Here is a 19,126-nt window from a genome sequence, read left to right as displayed (position 1 = left end):
CGCGCCGTCGGCATGGGCGCCTTCGTGGTCCACGTATCCGTCGCAGGGTCGTATGCCTCGACCGTATTCAGGATGGCGAAGCCGGTCGAGCCGCCTACGGCGTAGACGATGCCATGGCTGACGCCCGCAGCTAGACCGTCTCGCGCCGTCGGCATGGATGCCTTGGTGGTCCAGTTCCCGGCGAGTTGCGGCGTGTCTTGAACGCCGGCGACTTGGACACGAGGCGCCGGTGCCGGATTAGACGCGCTCGTGCATCCGGCGGTGGCGGACGTAAATGCAAAAGCGATCATCGTGCAAACGATGGTGAATCGTCGAGACATATTGCATCTCCCCTCATGAGAAACGGGGCGGCGATCATTTCACATATCCGCGTCGGCTCGTATTGCGTTCAGCCTGAGAGCGATGACTTTGCGCAGCGTGGTCTTGGAGATCGGCTTATCGAGAGGTACGCGGATCGCACCCTTAGAGAATTGGAATTCGCGCAGCTCTTCTTTAAGTTTTTCGATCACATGTCCGCTGTACGGGTAGATGCCGATGTGATTCTTGTGCGCGTCAAAGCCAAGGAATGGCTTTCCCTGGTATTTGAGTGTCGGCATGCCGTAGCTTATGGCTTCCTCTGCGCTCGGCACGACCTCCCTTGCGAGAGCGCGAATCCTCGCGAGCGCTTTTTTCTTCGACGGCTCGACTTTTTTGAGATAGTCGTCAATCGCAGACACTCAATTCTCCCTCGCGAAGCGGCCTGAGCTGCGCCTATGGTGGGTTGTACGCCTCGACCGTATTCAAGGTCGGACCAATCCCATGATTGGACCCGCCGATCGTGTAGATCACGTTGTCGACGGCGACCGCCGAAAGTAAGTCGCGTTTCATCGGCGCGTTCGTTTTTTCCGACCAATTGTCGGTCGCAGGATTGTAGGCCTCGTTTGTTTTTGAGAGTCCGGTATTATAGCCGTCGATCGCATAGAGCCGGCCGCCGACGACGCCGACCGCTAAGCCTTGGCGCCCTGTCGGCATCCTCGATTTGGTAGTCCATGTATTCGTCGCTGGATCATATGCTTCGACCCAGTGCTCTGCGTTGAAGCCGCCGATAGCATAGAGTTTTCCGTCGATGACTCCAACCGATAAGTTGCAACGCTTGATCGCCATGTGGGCTTTCGTGGTCCACGAATCCGACACCGGATCGTATGCCTCGACCGTGTTGAAGCAGCCCGCGGAAGTGACTCTACCTCCGATGGCGTAGAGTTTTCCGTCCACCACTCCAGCCGCCAACTGAATCCGCGCCGTTGGCATCGAAGCCCTGGTGCTCCACGAATTTGTAGTCGGGTCGTAAGCTTCGAGCTCGTTTAAGAGGCCGCCGCCGCCGCCGCCACCGACTGCATAAAGTATGCCGTTGATTACGCCGGCTGCAAGGCTATAGCGTGCGGTCGGCATGGGAGCCTTCGTGGTCCATGTGTCGGTGGAGGGATTGTATGCTTCCAGAGTGTTCAGAGCGCCGCCGTTGAAGCCGCCAATCGCATAGACGATGCCGTTGATGACGCCCGCCGCGAGCTGAGCGCGCCCCGTCGGCATGGGTGCTTTTGCCGTCCATCGTCCGCCAGCTTGAGGCATAGCTCGCACGCCGCTGGCCGCTGAATGGAAAGTTGGTGCTGGGCTAGTGAGGCTCGAGCATCCAGAAGCGGCAGAGATGAACGCGACAGCGGTCATTGTGGAAGCGATGGACGATCTTCGGCTCATATAATTGCTCCGTCAATGCGCAAAGCATGACACGAATAAGTGGCCGTCGGTGTCTTGCACCGTGCAAGTTTCGATGAAGAGCACGCCAGCACCGCTTAGGAGGTCTAACTGGTCGTTAAAGGACTGGAAGCGCCGGCGTGTATTTAGGTGACAATCGGCTTGGCCGCCTTGGTTGTATAAGTGCACTCATAAAGGTCGATCGCAACTGGCGGCACGCCGCTCCAAGACAACTGGCGAACGTGAGTTCTCCCGGTCCATTGGCCCTCTTGTCGCGCGATGGCGAAAAGGGAAACGGATGTTCGGCTATTCGATAAGCGGTCTATCGAGTACAATAGCAACACGAATCTTGCGCGGCTGGTCGGAGTTGATGATGCGGCCCGGTTTTGCATTTTCCGCGATCCTCTGCGCGATAGCGTGCGGCAACGCATCGGGTCCGACTTTGGGCGCGCCCGAGGGGTACGCGATTCTCGATAATGCGCACGCGTTTCGTGGCCGCATCACGTATGTCGTGCACCGAACGGATATTCTGCCTGCGCCGCGAATCGCCGGCACGCTCACGATCGGCAACACGTTTTGGTCGGTCGACGAACGATCGCCCGACACGATCGCGACCGCCGACAACAAGGGCGGATCGCTTCAGGGCGGCGGCTTGAGCACCGGCGTCGACGACCCGCTTGCGGCAGGCGCGATCGCAAACGGCTGGGCGATCGCGATGGGAACGCTGTCCGCCTTCCCGGCGACTCGCATCTCCGCTGGAAATGCCATCTGGCGATCGGCCGCACTCCGCCTTTATCTCGACGACCAGCTCGAGAACGTCGTCGGCCTTGCGGACACCGCCGCCTCGAGCAACGTCACGTTTGCATTCGACGACTGGATGGACGTCGCCGGCGTCAAGCTTCCGCAACGCGCCATGAGAATGCGCGCCGGAGTGCCCGAAGCTTCTTACTCTATAGAAGGCTATTCCGTGATGCGCGCTGCGGTGCTCGCCGCACTGCCGGCCGCGCCGCATGCGAAGAAGCAGCCGGAGATCTCCGGCAACAGTGGAATTGTCGCAGCGCAACCACCGATCGAGCTTCAACGAATAAGTTTTCCGTGGCGATTTCTATCGTCACTCTTCGGCTTGTTGCTCCTCGCGGTCTTCATCGTGGCGTGGACTCGGCGCGAAGCGATCGTCGAGGTACTGCGCGGCCGCGTGCAGGCCGACCCCCGCGGTTGGCAATCTCGCGGAGTTTCGCTGTTCGTCACCTCGGATGGCCGGCTCTGGTTTGACGGCGCGGAGTACAAGGTCGGCGCGCAATTCTACGGCCGGCAAGCCGTCGTGCAGTCGTCGCCGCTCTTCTTGCGCATCGGCGCCCGCGAGGTTCCAAGAGCCGTCGTGGTCGCGCGTAAGTTCCGGCTTCCGGCGTTGCGGTCAGGCAAAGCCTGGCGCACTCGTTCGGCGGGTTTCAGCCTGATTGAAAACGTCGTCGCCATCGGACTGTTCGCCGCGGTCATCGTCGGTGCGGTCTACCCGACGCTTGCGGTCATGGCAAACGGTGATCGAATCGCGCACGTCCACGACGACGCCGTGCGCCTGGCCGCCAACACACTGAACGACGAAGAGATCGCAAGCGCATACGGCACGGTGAGCGACGGTTCTGTTCGGACCCGAGAAGGCGAATTCACCGTGGTGGTGACGGTCGAATCCTCACAGACCGGGCTTGACGGCGCCCACGACATCGACGTAGTTGTCGAAGATGCAAAGGGTCAATCCCTCGCACACGCGATTAGCACCGTCGGACCGGCGGTGCCGGCGCCGCCGCCCCCGGGTCAAACGCCCAATCCATCGCCGGGTCCGACCGGATGAATGGACATAAACGCCGCGAACGCGGCATCGCCTTGGTCATGGTCATGCTTGCGTGCGTGCTGCTTGCGGCGGCGCTTTCGGTCATGCTCAACGTCGGCACGTCGCAACTCCGGGCAAGCGTGGAGCACTCGCGTGCCCTCCAGGCGCTCGCCGGCGCCGATGCGGGCGCTGGATGGTTCCGCGCGCTGGTCGACGCAAAATCCGGCGACCTCGAGGCCACCGCTCTTGCGCTCGAGCAGACGAACGGCGAGGAAACGATCAAGCTCGATGCGCGGACTGGCGTGCGCGTCACGGTTTCGCTCGTGCTTCCCGGCGGCAACGGTCAGCACGACCATAGCGACAGCAATCTGCAAGACAATCGGAATATCGGCGAGCAACTCGTCCAACTCACGTCCACGGCGGTCGTTTTGGAGGACGGAGCGAGCGTCGCGCAGCGCACGAGCACGACGTTGTTACGCGTCTTTCGCAACGCGAAGCCGTATTCCGAAATCGTCGGCGTTGTCGACAACGCTGGACCTGACGCGATAGACAGCCCAGGCGATGCCGCCGGGCAAGCGGCGGCGCCGTACACCACCGACCTCCTCGTGCACGCCTTTACGCGCTCAGGCGAGGGGCCGCCCAAACCATCGGATCAGTTCAAGCCGCTGCAATGGGCCGATGGCAAGTCACCCGGCGGCGGCGTGCTGCCATGAGCTCGCGACGCGGCGTCACGGTGCTCGAGGTCGTCGTCGTAGCCGCCATCACCGCGCTCATTGCGGCCGCGGTTATCGTTCCGACTTACTCGACCTATTCTCGTGCGCGCGCCGCCCGCGATGCAGGAGCCGCGCTGGCGCAAGATCTCGCTTTGCTCGAACGCAGCGCGCAAAATGGTCTGGATATGCAGGGCGCGACACTTGAAATAGATTCGCTGTCGCCGCTCGGCTACTCGTGCTATCATGGCCGGCCCGCGGAACTAGACCCGCACACCACGCTCGGCACGTTGATCGTAAAACGCACGTTTGCCGATGTGTCGCTCGGAACCGGGCCCATCAACGTGGCCACGCCGTTGCTGTTCGCGAGCAATGGCAGCGCGCAATACTTCGACGGCACGCAATGGGTCGAGCAACACGGTCCGCCGGTTGCGTTCGCCCTAACGCCGACCACCGATCCCGGTCATCCGGTTGCGGTCACCTTGGACTTATTCACCGGCGAGGTGACGGCGCCTTAGTCGCAATGCGCTCGTTCGCTTAGCCCTAAAGGCCCATAGCACTGTAAAAGGTGCGAAATTCTGATTTCGTGGAATGCACTCTTCTAGATTACCGTTCGGAGTTGCGATTCGTCGAGGAGGTGCAGCGATGCGCAGTCTTATCGTCGCACTATTTGCCGGTTCGATTCTGATATCGGGCTGTAGTCACTCGGGTTCATCCGTGCCGCAGCCGTCCGGGGTCGTTCAATCCGATCGATCTCAAGGGGGCATAGCGCCGGAAAGTCCCCCGATGCACTATACAGTTCTGCATTCGTTTACTGGCGGCCGGCGAGACGGTTCCTTTCCCGTAGCCGACCTGGTTCAAGACGCCGTGGGCAACCTTTACGGCACCACTGAAAATGGCGGCTATAGCGGCAATTGTAGTCATGGCTGCGGGGTGGTATTCAAGATCGACTCAAGCGGCAATGAAACCATCCTTCTCGATTTCAAATTGGCGAACGGTCGGCGCCCCGACGCGGGGATGGTTTTAGACGCGGCCGGCAACCTGTACGGCACTGCGTTCGGCGGCGGCACTTCAGACGATGGCATCGTGTTCAAGCTAGATTCGGCGGGCAGCGAGACCGTGCTACACAGCTTTGACTTCACGGACGGACGGGGCCCCACTGCGGATTTGGTTCGCGGCGCGGGCGGCAACCTCTACGGCACCACATCGTTTGGTGGCGAAGTAGACGGCGGTGTTGCATTCAAATTGGATCCGAGCGGCAACGAAACCGTGCTCCGAAACTTCACCCGAAACAGAGGAGAGCGTCCGTTCTTTGCAGGTTTGGTGCGGGATGGAGCCGGCGATCTTTTCGGCACCGCGTACGACGGCGGTCCTTCTCTCGACGGCGTTGTCTTCAAACTTAACGCGAACGGCCATGAGACCATACTTCACAGTTTTAGTGGCGCGGACGGGAGACGACCTCAAGCAGGTTTGGTGCGCGATGAGGCCGGCAATCTTTATGGCACGACGATCTTCGGCGGCGTCTCAGATTTGGGCGTCGTGTTCAAAATCGATACTACAGGCAACGAAACCGTGCTCTTCAATTTCGGCGGCCAGCGCGGAGTTTATCCCTCTGCGGGTTTGGTGCGATCTCCCGATGGTAGCCTTTTCGGTACGACGTGGCTCGGCGGCGAATCCAACGACGGCATCGTATTCAAGCTGGATCCGAGCGGTGAGACCGTGCTCCACAGCTTCAGCGGAACTGATGGTTCGGGCCCCATGGCCGGCCTGATCCGCGACGCCGCGGGCAACCTTTATGGAACCACTGGCTCCGGTGGCCCATCAGGAGACGGAGTGGTTTTCAAGCTCAGTCACTAGCGGCGAGGTGACGGCGCCTTAGCTTTCGTGCTCTTGCCGGGTTTGGTCTTCGCAGCCGCGCTCTTCTTCGACGGCTCCTTCGGTTTGACGTCTAGTGTTTTCGCGGCGGCTCTTGTCGCCTTGGGTTTGACGTCGGCTCTCACACTTGTCTTTGACTCTTCATGTTGGGTTGCGATGCCCTCGACAGCAAGGTTGGCGTCCGCTAACGTCGTCGGCTGAGTCGGCGTCTTCGATCGTAGATCGGCAACGTCGGCCTTAAGACTCGCGAGGGTCGCTTCAAAACCCGCAACCGCAGCGTCGATCGCCGTTTTCACGTCTGGGACCTTCGCAGCGGACGTCGCCATTTTCGACTTCAGCTCGCCGACCTCGATTTTGAGGCTTGCCACCGTCTCTTCAAGTTCCGCGACCACGCCGGCGCTGGCGGATATCTTGCGCTGCATCCGATCGTTTCGCGCACCGAGCTCATCGAGCTCGGCTTCGAAGGCCAGATTCGCGCGCGCTGAAGCGGTCGAGGCCGGCGCGCGCGCACCGGCGTTTGGCGCTCCCGCGGCCGGCGCTCGAACTTGCTGAAGATCGCGCCGTCGAACCGGATGCAACGAAAGGTCTCCCGGATGGACATCCGCCGGGTCCGGCAACTCTTCCATCTCCGCAAGCATTGAACGAGCTTGCGCATTGTTGGGTTCGAGGGCGATGACCATGTTGATCACGTGCCGGCACGTACCCATCTGGCCCGCTGCGTTTGCCGCGGTCGCCGCTTGCATGAAATATCCGACCGCCTCCGGCACCATCCCCATCGACTGCAGGCGCTGGCCCATGCTGACGATCGCCTGCACGTTGTTCTTGTCGCGGTCGAGCACTTTTCGGAATGTCAATACCGCTTGATCGTGCTGGCCGAGTTCCTGGTGGATGCACGCCGATTCGAATAGCGCAGGAACATAGGATTGATTCGACTTGTTCAAGATGTGCGTGAACTTTGCGAGGGCAGCCCTGGGATGGCCCTCGATCATATCGACGCGCGCGATCTCGAAAATGATGTCCAAATTTTGCTGATCGAGCGCCTGCGCTTCAGTAAACGCTTCACGTGCGCGGCCGGTGTCGCCCTCGGGATCGATGTACGCAGCCCCGGATTCTCGAAACGATTGGATAGCTTCGGTTTTGGCCCCGGCCGCAGCGTAGAGCTTGGCCGCTTCGAAGCGGTGCGATGCCGAACAATCCTGTGCAGCAGAGAGCCTTTGCAGCGCTTCCGTCATGCCGCCGGCGTCGTTGTTGCGCAAACATTCTTTGGCTGCCGCGAGATACGCCTCGGCCGTATCTGAATCGTGAATATCGGTCACTCGCTCGTCTTCGTCCAAGCCCGAGCGTAATCCGGCATGGCCGTTGGCAAGGAGCGCTAGTGGAAGTCGCGCGACACCATGCCGCTCGCCAGTTCGGCCAGATCGAGCTTCCAGAATTTGCGCGCCAGCACGTTGATCGTGCCCTCTTGCCGTTGCAGCACGCCCTCCACGATCACCGCGGGTTCTTCGCGCGCGATGGGGCGGTACTGCTGGTAGATATCGGGCCTGATGATGACGTTGACCAATCCCGTCTCATCCTCCATGGTGGTGAAGACAAATCCTTTTGCGGTGCCTGGCCGCTGACGCGAAGTGACCACGCCCGCCACCTTGATCACAAGCCGGTGCGGCAGCGCGGCGAGGTCCGACGCGCGGCGCACGCGCATGGCGTCGAGCCGGTCGCGGCAGAACTGTATCACTTGATATTGCGTGGAAAGGCCCAAGCCCCAATAGTCGGCGGCCGCTTCTTCTTGCGGGATCATCGCCGGCAGCGCGACCGGCTGCTCGTCCACCGTCATGCGCCGCTCGAGTTCGCCCGCCTTGGTCAATGAACCCAAGCGCTGCACATCCCACAAAGCGTCTCTGCGAGACAATCCAAAGCAGGCGAACGCCCCAACCGCCGCCAGCGATTCCAAGATGTCTTTGGAAAGCTGCGTGCGCAAGACAAAATCTCGCAGATCCACGTACGGCCGCTTCGCTCGTTCACCTTTGAGCATCTCGCGATGCTTCTCCCCGATGCCGCGCACTTGATTGAGCCCGATGCGCAACGCGACATTCTGCGCACCGGCGAGGAGCTCGCGGCCGTCGCCGGCGTGCTCCGCGCTGTCGCCGGTTCGGGGCTCCGCAGTGCATTCGAAGCGCGAGACGTTGACGTCGGGCGGCAACACCGTGACGCCGTGGCGTCGCGCGTCGCCGATCAGCGTGGCAGGCGAATAAAAACCCATGGGCTGCGCATTGAGCAGCGACGCGCAGAACTCCGCAGGATAGTAGCGTCTGAGGTAACCCGAAACGTAGACGATGAGAGCGAATGATGCCGCGTGCGATTCGGGAAATCCGTAGTCGGCGAAGGCGCTGAGCATGTGGTAGAGCCGCTCGCCGATGTCGCTGGCGATGCCGTTGCGCGCCATCCCTTCCACCAGCCGCTCGCGCAGCCGCGCCATTTTCTCATGAGAGCGCTTGTGCCCCATGGCGCGGCGCAATTCGTCGGCTTGGCCGGCGGTGAATCCGGCCGCGACCACCGCCATGCGCATGCCCTGCTCTTGGAAGAGCGGCACGCCCAGCGTGCGCGCGAGTACCGGCTCAAGCGATGGATGCGGATAGGTGACCGGCTCGAGTCCTCGCCGGCGGCGAAAATATGGATGGACCATGTCGCCTTGGATGGGACCGGGCCGGATGATGGCGACTTGCACGACGATGTCGTAGAACTTGCGCGGTTGCATGCGCGGCAGCGATGACATCTGCGCGCGCGACTCCACTTGAAACAGCCCCACCGTATCGGCCACGCATAACATGTCGTAGACGCCTTGGTCGTCGCAGGCTTTCAGATCTGCAAGATCCACCTCGACGCCGCGCACGCGCCGCACTTCGGCCACACAGCGTTCGATGGCATCGAGCATGCCAAGGCCGAGGATGTCGATCTTGATGAGACCGAGCACGGCGCAATCGTCTTTATCCCAGCACAAGATGGTGCGTCCAGGCATGGCCGCCTGCTCGAGCGGCGCCACTTCGAGAAGCGGGCTGCGCGTGATCACCATGCCGCCGGAATGCTGACTCAGGTGGCGCGGAAAGCCATCGATGCGCTTGCACAACGTGTAGAGACGGTGCGCGACATCGCCGCCGAGATCGGCCTTCAACGCTTCGGGCAATGCGGCGACCGCGCTCTCCACGTCGGCGGCCGACATCGGCATCTTATCGCCGTGCGCGGTGACGCCCAAAGCTTCGTGCGGAGAAACGTGTTCTCGTCGCGCGTCGTCGGGCGTTCCCGCGGCTTCACTCACGGTGAAGTCGTCGGGAGACTTCGGCGCCCCGCGGCTGTCCAACGCTTTGGCGAGCGCGTCGACCTGATCCAGCGACAACCCCAGTGCCTTGCCCACATCGCGCACCGCCATCCGCGCGCGATAGGTGATCACCTCGGCCACCATCGCCGCATGATCGCGGCCGTAGCGGTCGTAGACATACTGGATGAGTTTCTCGCGCTGATCGCCCGATGGCGTGTCGAGATCGATGTCCGGGGGTTCGTCGCGCTCTTCCGAAAGGAAGCGTTCGAAAAGCAGTTCGAGCCCGACCGGATCGACGCTCGTGATGTTGAGCGCGTAGCACACCGCCGAATTGGCTGCCGACCCGCGGCCTTGCACGAGAATGCCGTGCTCGCCGGCAAAGCGCACGATATCCCAGACGATGAGAAAATAACCCGCCAATTCGAGCTTCTCGATGATCGCGAGTTCGTGCGCGATCTGTTTGCTCACCGCCGGCGTGACGGGCCGGTAACGCCGGCGAACGCCTTCGTGGACGAGTTGATGGAGGTACGAAAACGGCGTCTCGCCGGAAGGCACCGGAAAATCTGGGAATTCGTTATGCAGGCGCCCAAGCCGGAACGTGCAGCGCCGTGCGATCTCCGCGCTCGCGGCGACGGCGTGCGGCAGGTCTTCGAACAACCGCATCATCTCCTGCGCCGACCGCAAGTAGTACTCGCCGTTCGGCCGCAAGAGCGTGCCGGCGGAATCGAGATCGGTCCTGCCTCGGATGCAAGCCAGCACATCCGCGACGTCGCGGTGTTCGGGCACGGCGTACGCCACGCCGCCCGTGGCCACGACGCCGAGACCGCTCGCGCGCGCGACGTCGGCGAGCGCGCGTATGCGCGGCCCGTCGTCCGGCAGCAGATGGCGTTGTATCTCGATGAAGCAACTGTCGCGGCCGAAGATGTCGCGCAAGAGCGCGGCCGCGCGGTTTGCGGCTGCCATCTCGCCGCGCGCGCAAGCTTGCGCCGGAGCGCCGGCTTCGAAATCGGCCAGCGCGATCAGACCCGCCGCGCCGCCGGCCAATTCTGCGTACGAGATGCGCGGCGTGCCGCGCGGATGATCCAAATGCGCGCGGCTGATCAAGCGCGAAAGGTTGGCGTAGCCGCGCGCATCCTGCACGAGCGCGACGATGCGCGCGCCGTCGCCGAGCGTGAGCTCCGCGCCGATGATCGCATCGATCCCATCTTCTTTCGCGGCCTGGGAGAACCGCACCGCGCCGTACAGACCATCGCGGTCGGTGATCGCGACCGCCGCAAGCTCGAGATCCTTCGCGCGCGCGATGAGCTCTTCGGGATGCGACCCGCCGTCGAGCAGCGAGAAATTCGAGCGGCAATGAAGCTCGGCGTATGCGCTAGTCAAAGATGCCCTGCACGTACCATTGCCCTTCGCGCAGATCGTGAAAGACGAGCAGCAATCCGTCGCTGATGCTTGCGAGTTGATAGTAGTCGCGTTCCACCGGCCGCTCCCACCAGCATTCGCTCAACCGGAATGGACCGGCACACGCGGCGCCGGTGGCGGGCGGCTCGATGCGTTTCGGCGGATCCACCAAGCGCAGCGCGGGCGCCCACGCCGCCGGTTTTTCCGAAACGGCAGGCTTCAGGCGCACGTCGCTTCCCGCTTTATCGAATTCTCGCGGTGAGATCACCGGCTCCGCCCGTTGCATGCGTTCGGGCAAGCGCGATCGTGTAGGAGTGGGCGACATGGTCACGACCGCGTCGCGATAGAGCGCAGCCTGCAGCCGTGCCAGCGTGGCCGCCAGCGCGGCGCGGCGCGAACCGCTGCTGCCGTCGAACAACGTCAATTGCGGCGGAGGATCCGCGCACGGCAGCACCCGCGCCATGACCGACGTCACCGCGCCTTGACCGATGCGCGCTTCGAGCGCGATGCGCGCGAGATCGAACATGGTCGCAGCCGACGCAGTCGGCTCCGCGAGCGCCACCGCGATGACCACCGTCCGCGCCGCCGACGCCCCGGCTTTCGGCACCGCCGACGCCGCGTCCGGAGCGGCCGCATGGCGTGCGACGGGGCGTCTGACGAGGAGCGGAGCCACGGATGGCGAGAGCGACGAGGAAGTCGAGCGACCGAGCGAGCGGGATGCGAGCGAGGGAGCGTCCCCGGCGCATGCCGTGCGGCCGTCCGGCGCAGGCGTCCCCGGCGCAGGCATCGCCGAAGGGGCGGATGACCGGGCGGCGTCGAGCTCGAGCACGATGTCGACGCGGTCGCAGACCTGCGCCGCGCCGGCCAAGCGCGTAGTGACGGCGGCGATGCAGCCGCGCAGCGCGAAGAACAGCGCTTCGAGACGATCGACTACGCCGTCGAACGCGATGCGTTCTTCGTATGGTTCTTGCACCCGGCGCGGGCGGAGCAATTCGCGGTCGTCGCCGCGCGCCAGACGCGCGTATGCGCGGGCGCGTTCGCCGAAGCGCGCGGCCAACGGCGCGGTGGGCAATGCGGCGATGCTGCCGAGCGTGCGCAGACCGAGAAGATCGAATCGCTCGCCATCACCGGGCGCGAGGGGCAGCAGCGAAACGGGCAGGGCCGCTAAAAATGCGGCGTTGCCGCCGGGCGGCACGACGCTGATGCCGACGCCGGCGACGAGCGCGGCGCAGCGCGCGGCGAACTTGCCGTCGGCTGCGGCGGCCACGGCGCCTGCGTAGCCGAGGGTATCGGCCAACGCGACCGCCGCGCCCAGCGCGGCTGCTTCGCCTGCCGGCAGACCGTTTGCATCGAAGAAGTAGAGTCCGGGCGCGGCGCCTTCCACATCCGGGCTGCAGGTCTCCAAAGCATCGAGCAGCTCTTCACCCGCCGCCCGTTCGGCGGCGAAATCGCGCGCGATGACCGCGAGGTTCGGACACGCCGCGCGTGCTTGCTTCGGCGTCATGCCGGCGTGCACGCCGACGGCATCGGCCGACGCACAAGCGATTTCGCGCCGCTGCGCGCCTTCGGCGACCGCGATCGGTTTGTCGCGCAGACTTGGATGCAGACGCAGACAGACGTCGACCGAAAAGCGCGGGATGATGAGGCACGCGATGCGTGCCGCACGGTCATGCGATGACGAAGGAGCGATCATGCTGTGCGTCCATTTCCATTTCGTCGGATTGGAGCGGGCCGGGCGTTTCGACGAGGAACGTGCCCGCGACATCGGGCATGCGCGTCTCAACGCGCACGCGCTTCCCAGGCGCGGCGGTGCGCGACTTCGCCACGGTGACGGAAACGGCGCAGCCTGCGAGCCTGCCGGAGCCCGCGCTGCCCGCCTGCCAGCGCGGCACGAGTCCTTCCGCGCGCAGACGCACGCTCGCGAACGACGCGACAGCGGGCACGTCGCCGCCGGACAGCACTAAGAGCACGGTGCCCGTCTTTTCCGCCTGCGCCACGAGCCGCGCGCAGTGATGCGCGAGCAGCGCATCGTTCAAGCCGGCGCAATCGAGCGCGACCATCGCACACGCACCGCCGCGCACGAGCGCATCCACGGCGCGCCGCATCGCAGCGGCGCCGGCGGGCCGCACGACCAGCAAACGCCGCAGATCGATGCCCGCAGCCGCGGCGGCCGGTGCGAAGAACGCGTGCGAAGCGTCCACCCAGGCCACGATCTCGCCCGCGCGTGTGCAGGCGGCGAGAAGGGCGAACGCTAGGGTGGTCTTGCCGGACGATGGCGCGCCGAACAGCTCGGCCATGCGTCCGCGTGGGATGCCGCTTGAACCGAGCGCAGCATCAAGTGTTGGATCGCCCGTGAAGGCGCCGGCGACCGGCGCCGCCCCCACGCGCGCGGTGGCACCGTGCCATCGGCGTTCGATGAGCGAGCGGAGTTCGGCGACCGACGTGCTATGCACCGAGAAACACCAAAAAGCGATGGGACCAACACCTGGGGAGGTCAAGTATAGTCGAACGTATGTTCGATTGCAAGGCTTATTTTCGTTCCACATCACGGGATAAGGCGGTCCGAGGCCTGCACCGAGACCCCGAAGAACGACGGCTCTAGCGATGCAACAAGATAACGCCGGCGCCGGCTCCAATGCCGCGTTCGTCCGCGCTGCCCGTGCGATGATGCTCGACGAGTTGCGCCACAGCCCGATCGATGCGACCTGGGCCGGGCTGCACGACTACGACGGCGACATGCCCGATCTCAGCGCCGACGGTTTCGCGGACACAGCACGCCGGGCACGCGCGAACATCCGCGGCCTCGCGGCCTGGAATGTCAGCGAATTGTCGCCGGCCGACCGGATCGACCACCGTCTTCTCGTGGCTCGCTTCGAAACCGAAGCGCGCGAGATCGAGGCGGTCGCGCCGCACCGTCACGAGCCGTCGCTGTACGCCGACGCGGCCGTCAACGGAGTATACTCTCTCCTCGCGCGCGACTTCGCCCCACTCGCCGACCGTTTGCCGGCCCTGCAATCGCGACTCGAGCAGATCCCGGCCGCGTTCGACGCGGGCATCGCCAATCTCAAAATGTCTCCAGCCATTTGGACTGAGATCGCCATCGAAGAGACGCAAGGCGCGGCGCAATTCTTCCGCGATGAAATCGGTCCGCTTGCGGGAGGCTCGCCCCAGATGCGCTCCTCACTGGAGCGCGCGTTAGACGCATGCACCCGCTTCGCTTCATTTCTCAAGGACACGCATGCGCGGCGCGATGGCATGTCGTTCGCGATCGGGCAGGAGCTTTTCGATTTCAAGTTGCGCGATGAACACTTGCTGCCCTACGATTGCGGATCTCTGCTCGCGTTCGGAGAATCGACGGTGCGCTCCACCATCGCCGCGCTCGAAGCGCTCGCCCGGCGGATCGATCCTGCGGGAACCTGGGTAGACCTCGTCGAGAAATTGCGCGTCGATCACCCGGCCGAAGACCGGTTGCTGGCCGAATACCGGAAGGGCGTGCTCGAAGCGCGCGCGTTTGTCGCCCAGCGTGGGCTTGTCACGATCCCCGCGGGCGAAGAACTCGAAGTCGTCGACACCCCAGCGTTCTTAAGCCCCACCGTACCGTATGCCGCCTACATGGCGCCCGGCGCGTTCGACGTGCAACAACACGGTTTATACTACGTGACGCCGGTCAGCGGCCAACTTTCGCCGGCCGAGCGCGCCGAGGCTCTGCTCGGTCACAACCGCTTCGCGATGCTGCTCACCAACGTCCACGAAGCGTATCCGGGCCACCACGTGCAGCTCGTATGCGCGAACAAGGTGCCGTCGGAGATCCGCAGGCTGTTCGACAGCAACGTCTTCTGCGAAGGCTGGGCGCTCTATTGCGAGCAGTTGATGCTCGACGAAGGCATGACCGACGATCCGCGAGTGCGTCTCTTCCAATTGAAGGATCAGCTGTGGCGGGCGTGCCGCGTCGTGATCGATGTGAAGCTCCACACCGGCCGAATGTCGTTCGACGAAGCCGTGGCGATGTTGGTCGATGTCGCTCACTTGGAGCGGCCGAACGCCGTCGGCGAGGTCCGCCGGTACACGCAATCGCCGACGCAGCCGATGTCGTACCTTACCGGAAAGCAGCAGATCATGGAATTGCGCGAGGCGGAGAAATCACGTCTCGGCGATGCATTTGCGTTGCAAGCGTTTCACGACCGGCTGCTCTCCTTCGGCACGATCCCGGTGAGTTTGATCAGCTCCGGCTTTCCGGCTCATAGGCACGGCTAGGCCGATATGCTACGAAACGAGTCCATTAGTGCGGCTAAATTGAGACGTCCTACCCAGCGGTGTGACGCCCGTCACCACGAATTGCACACGCTCGAACACCGCTCGGCTTATGGAGCCCCGTGCCGTGAAAAGATTCTGGACGAACGCAGCGCAGATGACGCTTGCCGTCTTTATCGGATTTCTTTTGTCGCCGGTGGCGACGTCCGTGAGCTGGGAGTGGCAGCACTGGGTTCTGCGCTAGGCAGCTCGCGGATTCCGACTTTTTACGGCATTGACTCGTGCGTTTCATGAAAAATTAACGCCTCACGAGATATTCTAGTGTTCGCGCCGCGTCGCCCGGCCGCACCCGTCCAAACGCTAGGAGAGTGTTCGATGCGGTTTCCGCAGATCCGCGCCATCGCCGTGCTCATGCTTTTCTGCCTTTCCGCCTCCATCGCAGCGTGCGCAGGATCGCAGGCGGTGTTGAGCCGTAACGTCGTCAAGGCATCGCCCACGCCGTCGGTGGGTCCGTCGCCCTCACCGCTGCCCTCGATCAGCCCGTCGCCCACCCCGACGCCGTCCGGCAGTCCGACGCCAACGCCGTCCCCACAGCTCGTCGGTATGAATCTCATCAATGGTCCGGGAGAGCAGCCTACCATCGACCCGAATTATGGTCAGGTACTAGGATACTTCTCGTCTAATGGCACGCTCAACCCGGATTCGCAGGTCGTCACCGTACCGGCTGCCGCAGCGATCACGTTCAAGAATTTCGACGTGTCGGGATTCGATCACACCGCAAGTTTTCTCGGCGACGCCACCCAGAACAGCGCGCCGTGGCCATCGCCGTTCAACGGTGGGAGCACGCAATCTCCCGCGGGGACCGTCATCAACACGCCGATGTTCAGCACGGGACCGCTTGATGGCGGCGCGACATCGCTCCAATATCTCACGCCGCCGCCGGGATTCTATATGTTCGGCTGCTTCTTCCATTACGACAGCAACGGCATGCGTACGGTCATCATCTCGCAGTAGACGGCATCGCATCCGCGCCGGCGCGAGGACTACCTTCTCGCGCCGTGAACGATGCACGTGTGCCAATCCTTTCTAACGTCCAACTATGCAGCGGCCTCTTGATTCGCGACGGCCGGTTGCTGCTCGTCAGGTGCGTCTACGACGGGCAACCGGATCCATTGTGGGTGCTCCCCGGCGGACGTCAGGAGTCGGGCGAAACGATTGAAGAAGCGGTCGTGCGCGAATTCGCCGAGGAGACATCGCTGCTCGTGCGGACAGTTGGTCTCGCGTACGTCAGCGAATCCATCGATCCCCCGATCGGCTATCACGTCGTGAACTGCACGTTCTTCGTCGAAGAGGTCGGCGGCCCCGGAACCCCGCTGCCCCGCGATCCCGCAGTCGTCGACGCGCGCTTCGTGCCGGTCGGCGATGCCGCTAATCTACTCGAAGCAGATGTGCTGGCGATTCCGGTCGGCGCCGCATTGCGAGGTGAGTTGGGCCGGCGGTACTTTTCCTTTCGGCCGGAAGACGTGAAGGTGCCGTTCTTCAATCGTCCTTCAGCTTGATGGGATATCTCATCGATCCCCCCGAGCGCGTCGAAGGCGAATATGTCGCGGTCTTCGCCCAAACGGATCTCGGAGACGCCACCGCGATAGACTTCCTGCGCGCCAACGGCATCAACGCCAAGCCGTTCCCTAAGATGGGCGATCTCGCATTCGACACGCTCGGACCGGCTTCGGGAGGTTCTATATTCGGCGGCGAAGCGTATGTGTGCGTGCCGGAAGCCGATGCCGAACGCGCGCTCGATATGCTTGCCGACGAATACGATCTTTGGGAAGACGAGGACCCGGAGTAGCTTGGCAGACATCACAAACGATTTCGCCTGGTCTTGGTCGCGTCATCAGATGCTGTATCAGTGCGCGCGCAAGATCTACTGGCAGTACTACGGGTCGTGGGGCGGATGGGATGCGGCGGCGCCGAAGGACGCCGCACTCGCCTATCGGCTGAAGCAGATCAAGAGCGTTGCGATGCTCGTCGGCGAGCTTTTCCACGAAGTTGTCGGCGAGAGGCTGCGCATGCGAGCGGACGCGCCGTCGCCGGTCCCCGTCGCGCAGATTCGCGAAGAGGTCGAACGGCGCTTGCTCAAGCGGTTGCGAGAATCGCGCAACCGTGATTGGGAGCGATTCGGTCAGCCCAAACGCTACGCCATACTTTTTGAAGACTACTACGGTCCCGGCGTGAACACCGCGATGAGCGACATCGCCATCGAACAAGTCGGCGGCTACGCGCAATGGCTGGCCGCAAGCCCGTACGGGCGGCGCGCGTTTGAAGTTCCAAAGCGCCGTCTGCGCATCGTCGATCCGCCGTCCTTCGACGACAAGAGGATGACGATCGACGGCGTGACCGTTTATGCCGCGCCGGATCTTGTGGTCGAAGACGATCAAGGCACGCTGCACATCGTCGATTGGAAAACGGGCAGAGCGGCCAAGGCGAACATCGCGCAACTTTCCGTGTACGGCCTATTCGTGTCGGAGAAACTCGGTGCGCCGATCGAACGCATCACCGCGCACTTGGTCTTTCTCGCCACCGGTGAGACCGAGCGCCACACCAACCTGCGCGAAGGGGTCGCCGAGGCCCGGCGCATGATCTCCACCTATACGACCGACGTGCGCGCCCGGCTCACGGACATCGGGCACAACGTCGCCGGCGACATCGATCAATTCCCGATGACCGACGATCGCTCGCTCTGCCGGCGCTGCAATTTCCGCGAACTCTGCGGCCGCCTCGACCAACCGCCCGCCGCGCCCCCCGACGATGACGCCGGCGGCTGAACCGTCCTCGATAATCCGCCTCTCCGCTTGACGGCTGCGCTTGCCTGCCGGATTACGGGTGCATGAGCAATGCCGATCTTTCAGATGTTTTCACTCGTTATCCCGACAGCGGGGCTTGCGCTGCGGTCGCGGCGCACCGCATCGCCGATGTCGCAGTGGCCGGCACCGTCGCAGACGAGCCCACTTTTTTCGTAGGCCGCCGCACGCACGCCCTCCATGAGACATTCGACATCGTCACGCCGCACGGCCTGAAATTGCGCGTCGTCGACAATGTGGCCCTGGCGCCGGAAATCCCGGTCCATGCCGGCGACAACATCGTCGTCGCCGGACAGCTCATCCCCGCGCGCGCCGGAGCCATCGTGCACGACACGCATCACTGGCCCGGCCCCGGCTGGCATCGGGGTGGTTGGATCGAATGGAACGGCCGACGCTACGCCTGATCCGTCACGGCATGCCTTCGCCTTCGCGCGGCCCTTCCGGCACCGACTCGTGATCGTACCCTAACCTGATGAGCTCCGGGACCGTGACAAAGCGATAGCCTTCGTTGAGCAGCACTTTCACGATGAGCTTGGTCGCAGCCACCGTGCTTGACCGGTTGCCGTACATGCCTTTGTTTCCGTCGTGCAGCACGATGATGCTGCCGTTCTTGACATTTTTCAAGACGCGTTGGGCGATGAGCGCAGGAGGCGGATTCGTCCAATCGGACGGCAGTGGCACCGACCACATGACCACCTTGTAGCCGCGGTCGTGCGCGACGCGCAGCACGAGGAAATCGCGCGCGCCGAACGGGGGCCTAAAGAGCGTTGGGTGAACGCCGGTCGCAGTCACGATCGCCGCTTCGGCATCGTCGATCTCGCGCTCCACATGCTTTTGCGAGAGCAGCACGAGGTGCGCGTGATCCCAAGTATGATTGCCGATCGCGTCACCGTCTCGCACTTCCGTCCGTACGATCTCCGGATGGGCTTGCACCGCCTTGCCGACCAGGAAGAACGTCGCGTGGACGTGCGCGCTGCGCAAATAGTCCACGATCTGGTTCGTGAACGGCGGATTCGGGCCGTCATCGTATGTGAGCGCGACGACCTTCTGCGTGACCGGCACTTGCGTGATGGTCGAGCCGAACATCTGGTTGAGCGGCGCCTCCAGGAAATACCATGCGCCCAGCACGATCGCCGCGGTGGCGACCGTGATGATTGCGGCGCGT

At 63.4% G+C, this 19,126-nt stretch carries 18 protein-coding genes; 10 read left to right on the top strand and 8 right to left on the bottom strand.

The genetic code is table 11. The features are described 5' to 3' along the window. The 3 genes from VII69_08300 to VII69_08290 all read right to left on the bottom strand — a co-directional run. Window positions 1-320, bottom strand: a 320-nt coding sequence (locus tag VII69_08300; protein HEY5095098.1) for a kelch repeat-containing protein, incomplete at its 3' end; no start/stop codon positions are given. Between the two features lie 39 nt (window positions 321-359). Beyond that, complete coding sequence (locus VII69_08295) at window positions 360-716, bottom strand: DUF1801 domain-containing protein (protein ID HEY5095097.1); 357 nt, start codon at window positions 714-716, stop codon at window positions 360-362. A gap of 34 nt (window positions 717-750) precedes the next feature. Further along, the gene (locus VII69_08290) at window positions 751-1,566 is read right to left on the bottom strand and encodes a kelch repeat-containing protein (protein HEY5095096.1); all 816 of its coding nucleotides are present in this window, start codon (window positions 1,564-1,566) and stop codon (window positions 751-753) included. Between the two features lie 460 nt (window positions 1,567-2,026). Between VII69_08290 and VII69_08285 the strand changes: the two genes are divergently transcribed. The 4 genes from VII69_08285 (at window position 2,027) to VII69_08270 (ending at window position 6,123) form a co-directional block, all read left to right on the top strand. Continuing rightward, window positions 2,027-3,577 carry a hypothetical protein gene (locus tag VII69_08285; GenBank protein HEY5095095.1) on the top strand — a complete coding sequence of 517 codons (1,551 nt, stop codon included), beginning with the start codon at window positions 2,027-2,029 and terminating at the stop codon, window positions 3,575-3,577. Beyond that, a complete protein-coding gene (locus tag VII69_08280) occupies window positions 3,574-4,269 on the top strand; it encodes a hypothetical protein (GenBank protein HEY5095094.1) in 696 nt (231 codons plus the stop codon). The genes VII69_08285 and VII69_08280 overlap by 4 nt, the downstream gene beginning before the upstream one ends. Next, window positions 4,266-4,784 (top strand): hypothetical protein, encoded by a 519-nt coding sequence (locus tag VII69_08275; protein HEY5095093.1) that lies wholly within the window; start codon window positions 4,266-4,268, stop codon window positions 4,782-4,784. Before VII69_08280 ends, VII69_08275 begins: the two co-directional genes overlap by 4 nt. Before the next feature lie 268 nt (window positions 4,785-5,052). After that, the gene (locus VII69_08270; GenBank protein HEY5095092.1) at window positions 5,053-6,123 is read left to right on the top strand and encodes a choice-of-anchor tandem repeat GloVer-containing protein; all 1,071 of its coding nucleotides are present in this window, start codon (window positions 5,053-5,055) and stop codon (window positions 6,121-6,123) included. On the opposite strand, the gene VII69_08265 is transcribed toward VII69_08270, so the two are convergent. The 4 genes from VII69_08265 to VII69_08250 are packed head-to-tail and all read right to left on the bottom strand — an operon-like array spanning window position 6,120 to window position 13,302. Next, entirely contained in the window at window positions 6,120-7,457 is a 1,338-nt protein-coding gene (locus VII69_08265) for a tetratricopeptide repeat protein (GenBank protein ID HEY5095091.1), read from the bottom strand. The two genes, VII69_08270 and VII69_08265, sit on opposite strands and share 4 nt — an antisense overlap. 56 nt (window positions 7,458-7,513) lie before the next feature. Further along, complete coding sequence (dnaE, locus tag VII69_08260) at window positions 7,514-10,831, bottom strand: DNA polymerase III subunit alpha (protein HEY5095090.1); 3,318 nt, start codon at window positions 10,829-10,831, stop codon at window positions 7,514-7,516. Further along, window positions 10,824-12,542 (bottom strand): hypothetical protein, encoded by a 1,719-nt coding sequence (locus tag VII69_08255; GenBank protein HEY5095089.1) that lies wholly within the window; start codon window positions 12,540-12,542, stop codon window positions 10,824-10,826. The genes dnaE and VII69_08255 overlap by 8 nt, the downstream gene beginning before the upstream one ends. Next, on the bottom strand, window positions 12,517-13,302 hold the full coding sequence (locus tag VII69_08250; protein ID HEY5095088.1) for a hypothetical protein: 786 nt from the start codon (window positions 13,300-13,302) through the stop codon (window positions 12,517-12,519). The genes VII69_08255 and VII69_08250 overlap by 26 nt, the downstream gene beginning before the upstream one ends. 151 nt (window positions 13,303-13,453) lie before the next feature. On the opposite strand from VII69_08250, the gene VII69_08245 reads away from it, so the two are divergent. The 6 genes from VII69_08245 (at window position 13,454) to VII69_08220 (ending at window position 18,365) form a co-directional block, all read left to right on the top strand. Then, window positions 13,454-15,103 (top strand): DUF885 domain-containing protein, encoded by a 1,650-nt coding sequence (locus tag VII69_08245; protein HEY5095087.1) that lies wholly within the window; start codon window positions 13,454-13,456, stop codon window positions 15,101-15,103. Window positions 15,104-15,475: 372 nt separating this feature from the next. After that, window positions 15,476-16,114, top strand: a complete 639-nt coding sequence (locus VII69_08240; protein HEY5095086.1) for a hypothetical protein — start codon at window positions 15,476-15,478, stop codon at window positions 16,112-16,114. A 59-nt stretch (window positions 16,115-16,173) separates the two neighbouring features. Further along, window positions 16,174-16,659 (top strand): NUDIX domain-containing protein, encoded by a 486-nt coding sequence (locus VII69_08235; GenBank protein ID HEY5095085.1) that lies wholly within the window; start codon window positions 16,174-16,176, stop codon window positions 16,657-16,659. Next, a complete protein-coding gene (locus VII69_08230; GenBank protein HEY5095084.1) occupies window positions 16,656-16,949 on the top strand; it encodes a hypothetical protein in 294 nt (97 codons plus the stop codon). Before VII69_08235 ends, VII69_08230 begins: the two co-directional genes overlap by 4 nt. 1 nt (window position 16,950) lies before the next feature. Further along, complete coding sequence (locus VII69_08225) at window positions 16,951-17,925, top strand: PD-(D/E)XK nuclease family protein (protein HEY5095083.1); 975 nt, start codon at window positions 16,951-16,953, stop codon at window positions 17,923-17,925. Window positions 17,926-17,987: 62 nt separating this feature from the next. Further along, window positions 17,988-18,365 (top strand): DUF3465 domain-containing protein, encoded by a 378-nt coding sequence (locus VII69_08220; GenBank protein HEY5095082.1) that lies wholly within the window; start codon window positions 17,988-17,990, stop codon window positions 18,363-18,365. Window positions 18,366-18,369: 4 nt separating this feature from the next. Here the strand turns inward: VII69_08220 and VII69_08215 are convergent. Further along, on the bottom strand, window positions 18,370-19,126 hold a 757-nt coding region (locus tag VII69_08215), incomplete at its 5' end, for a polysaccharide deacetylase family protein (GenBank protein ID HEY5095081.1).

The organism is Candidatus Eremiobacteraceae bacterium (assembly GCA_036511855.1).
Taxonomy (GTDB): domain Bacteria; phylum Vulcanimicrobiota; class Vulcanimicrobiia; order Eremiobacterales; family Eremiobacteraceae; genus JABCYQ01.
Note: the sequence above shows the minus strand (reverse complement) of the source record. Positions and strands in the feature narration are given on the sequence as shown.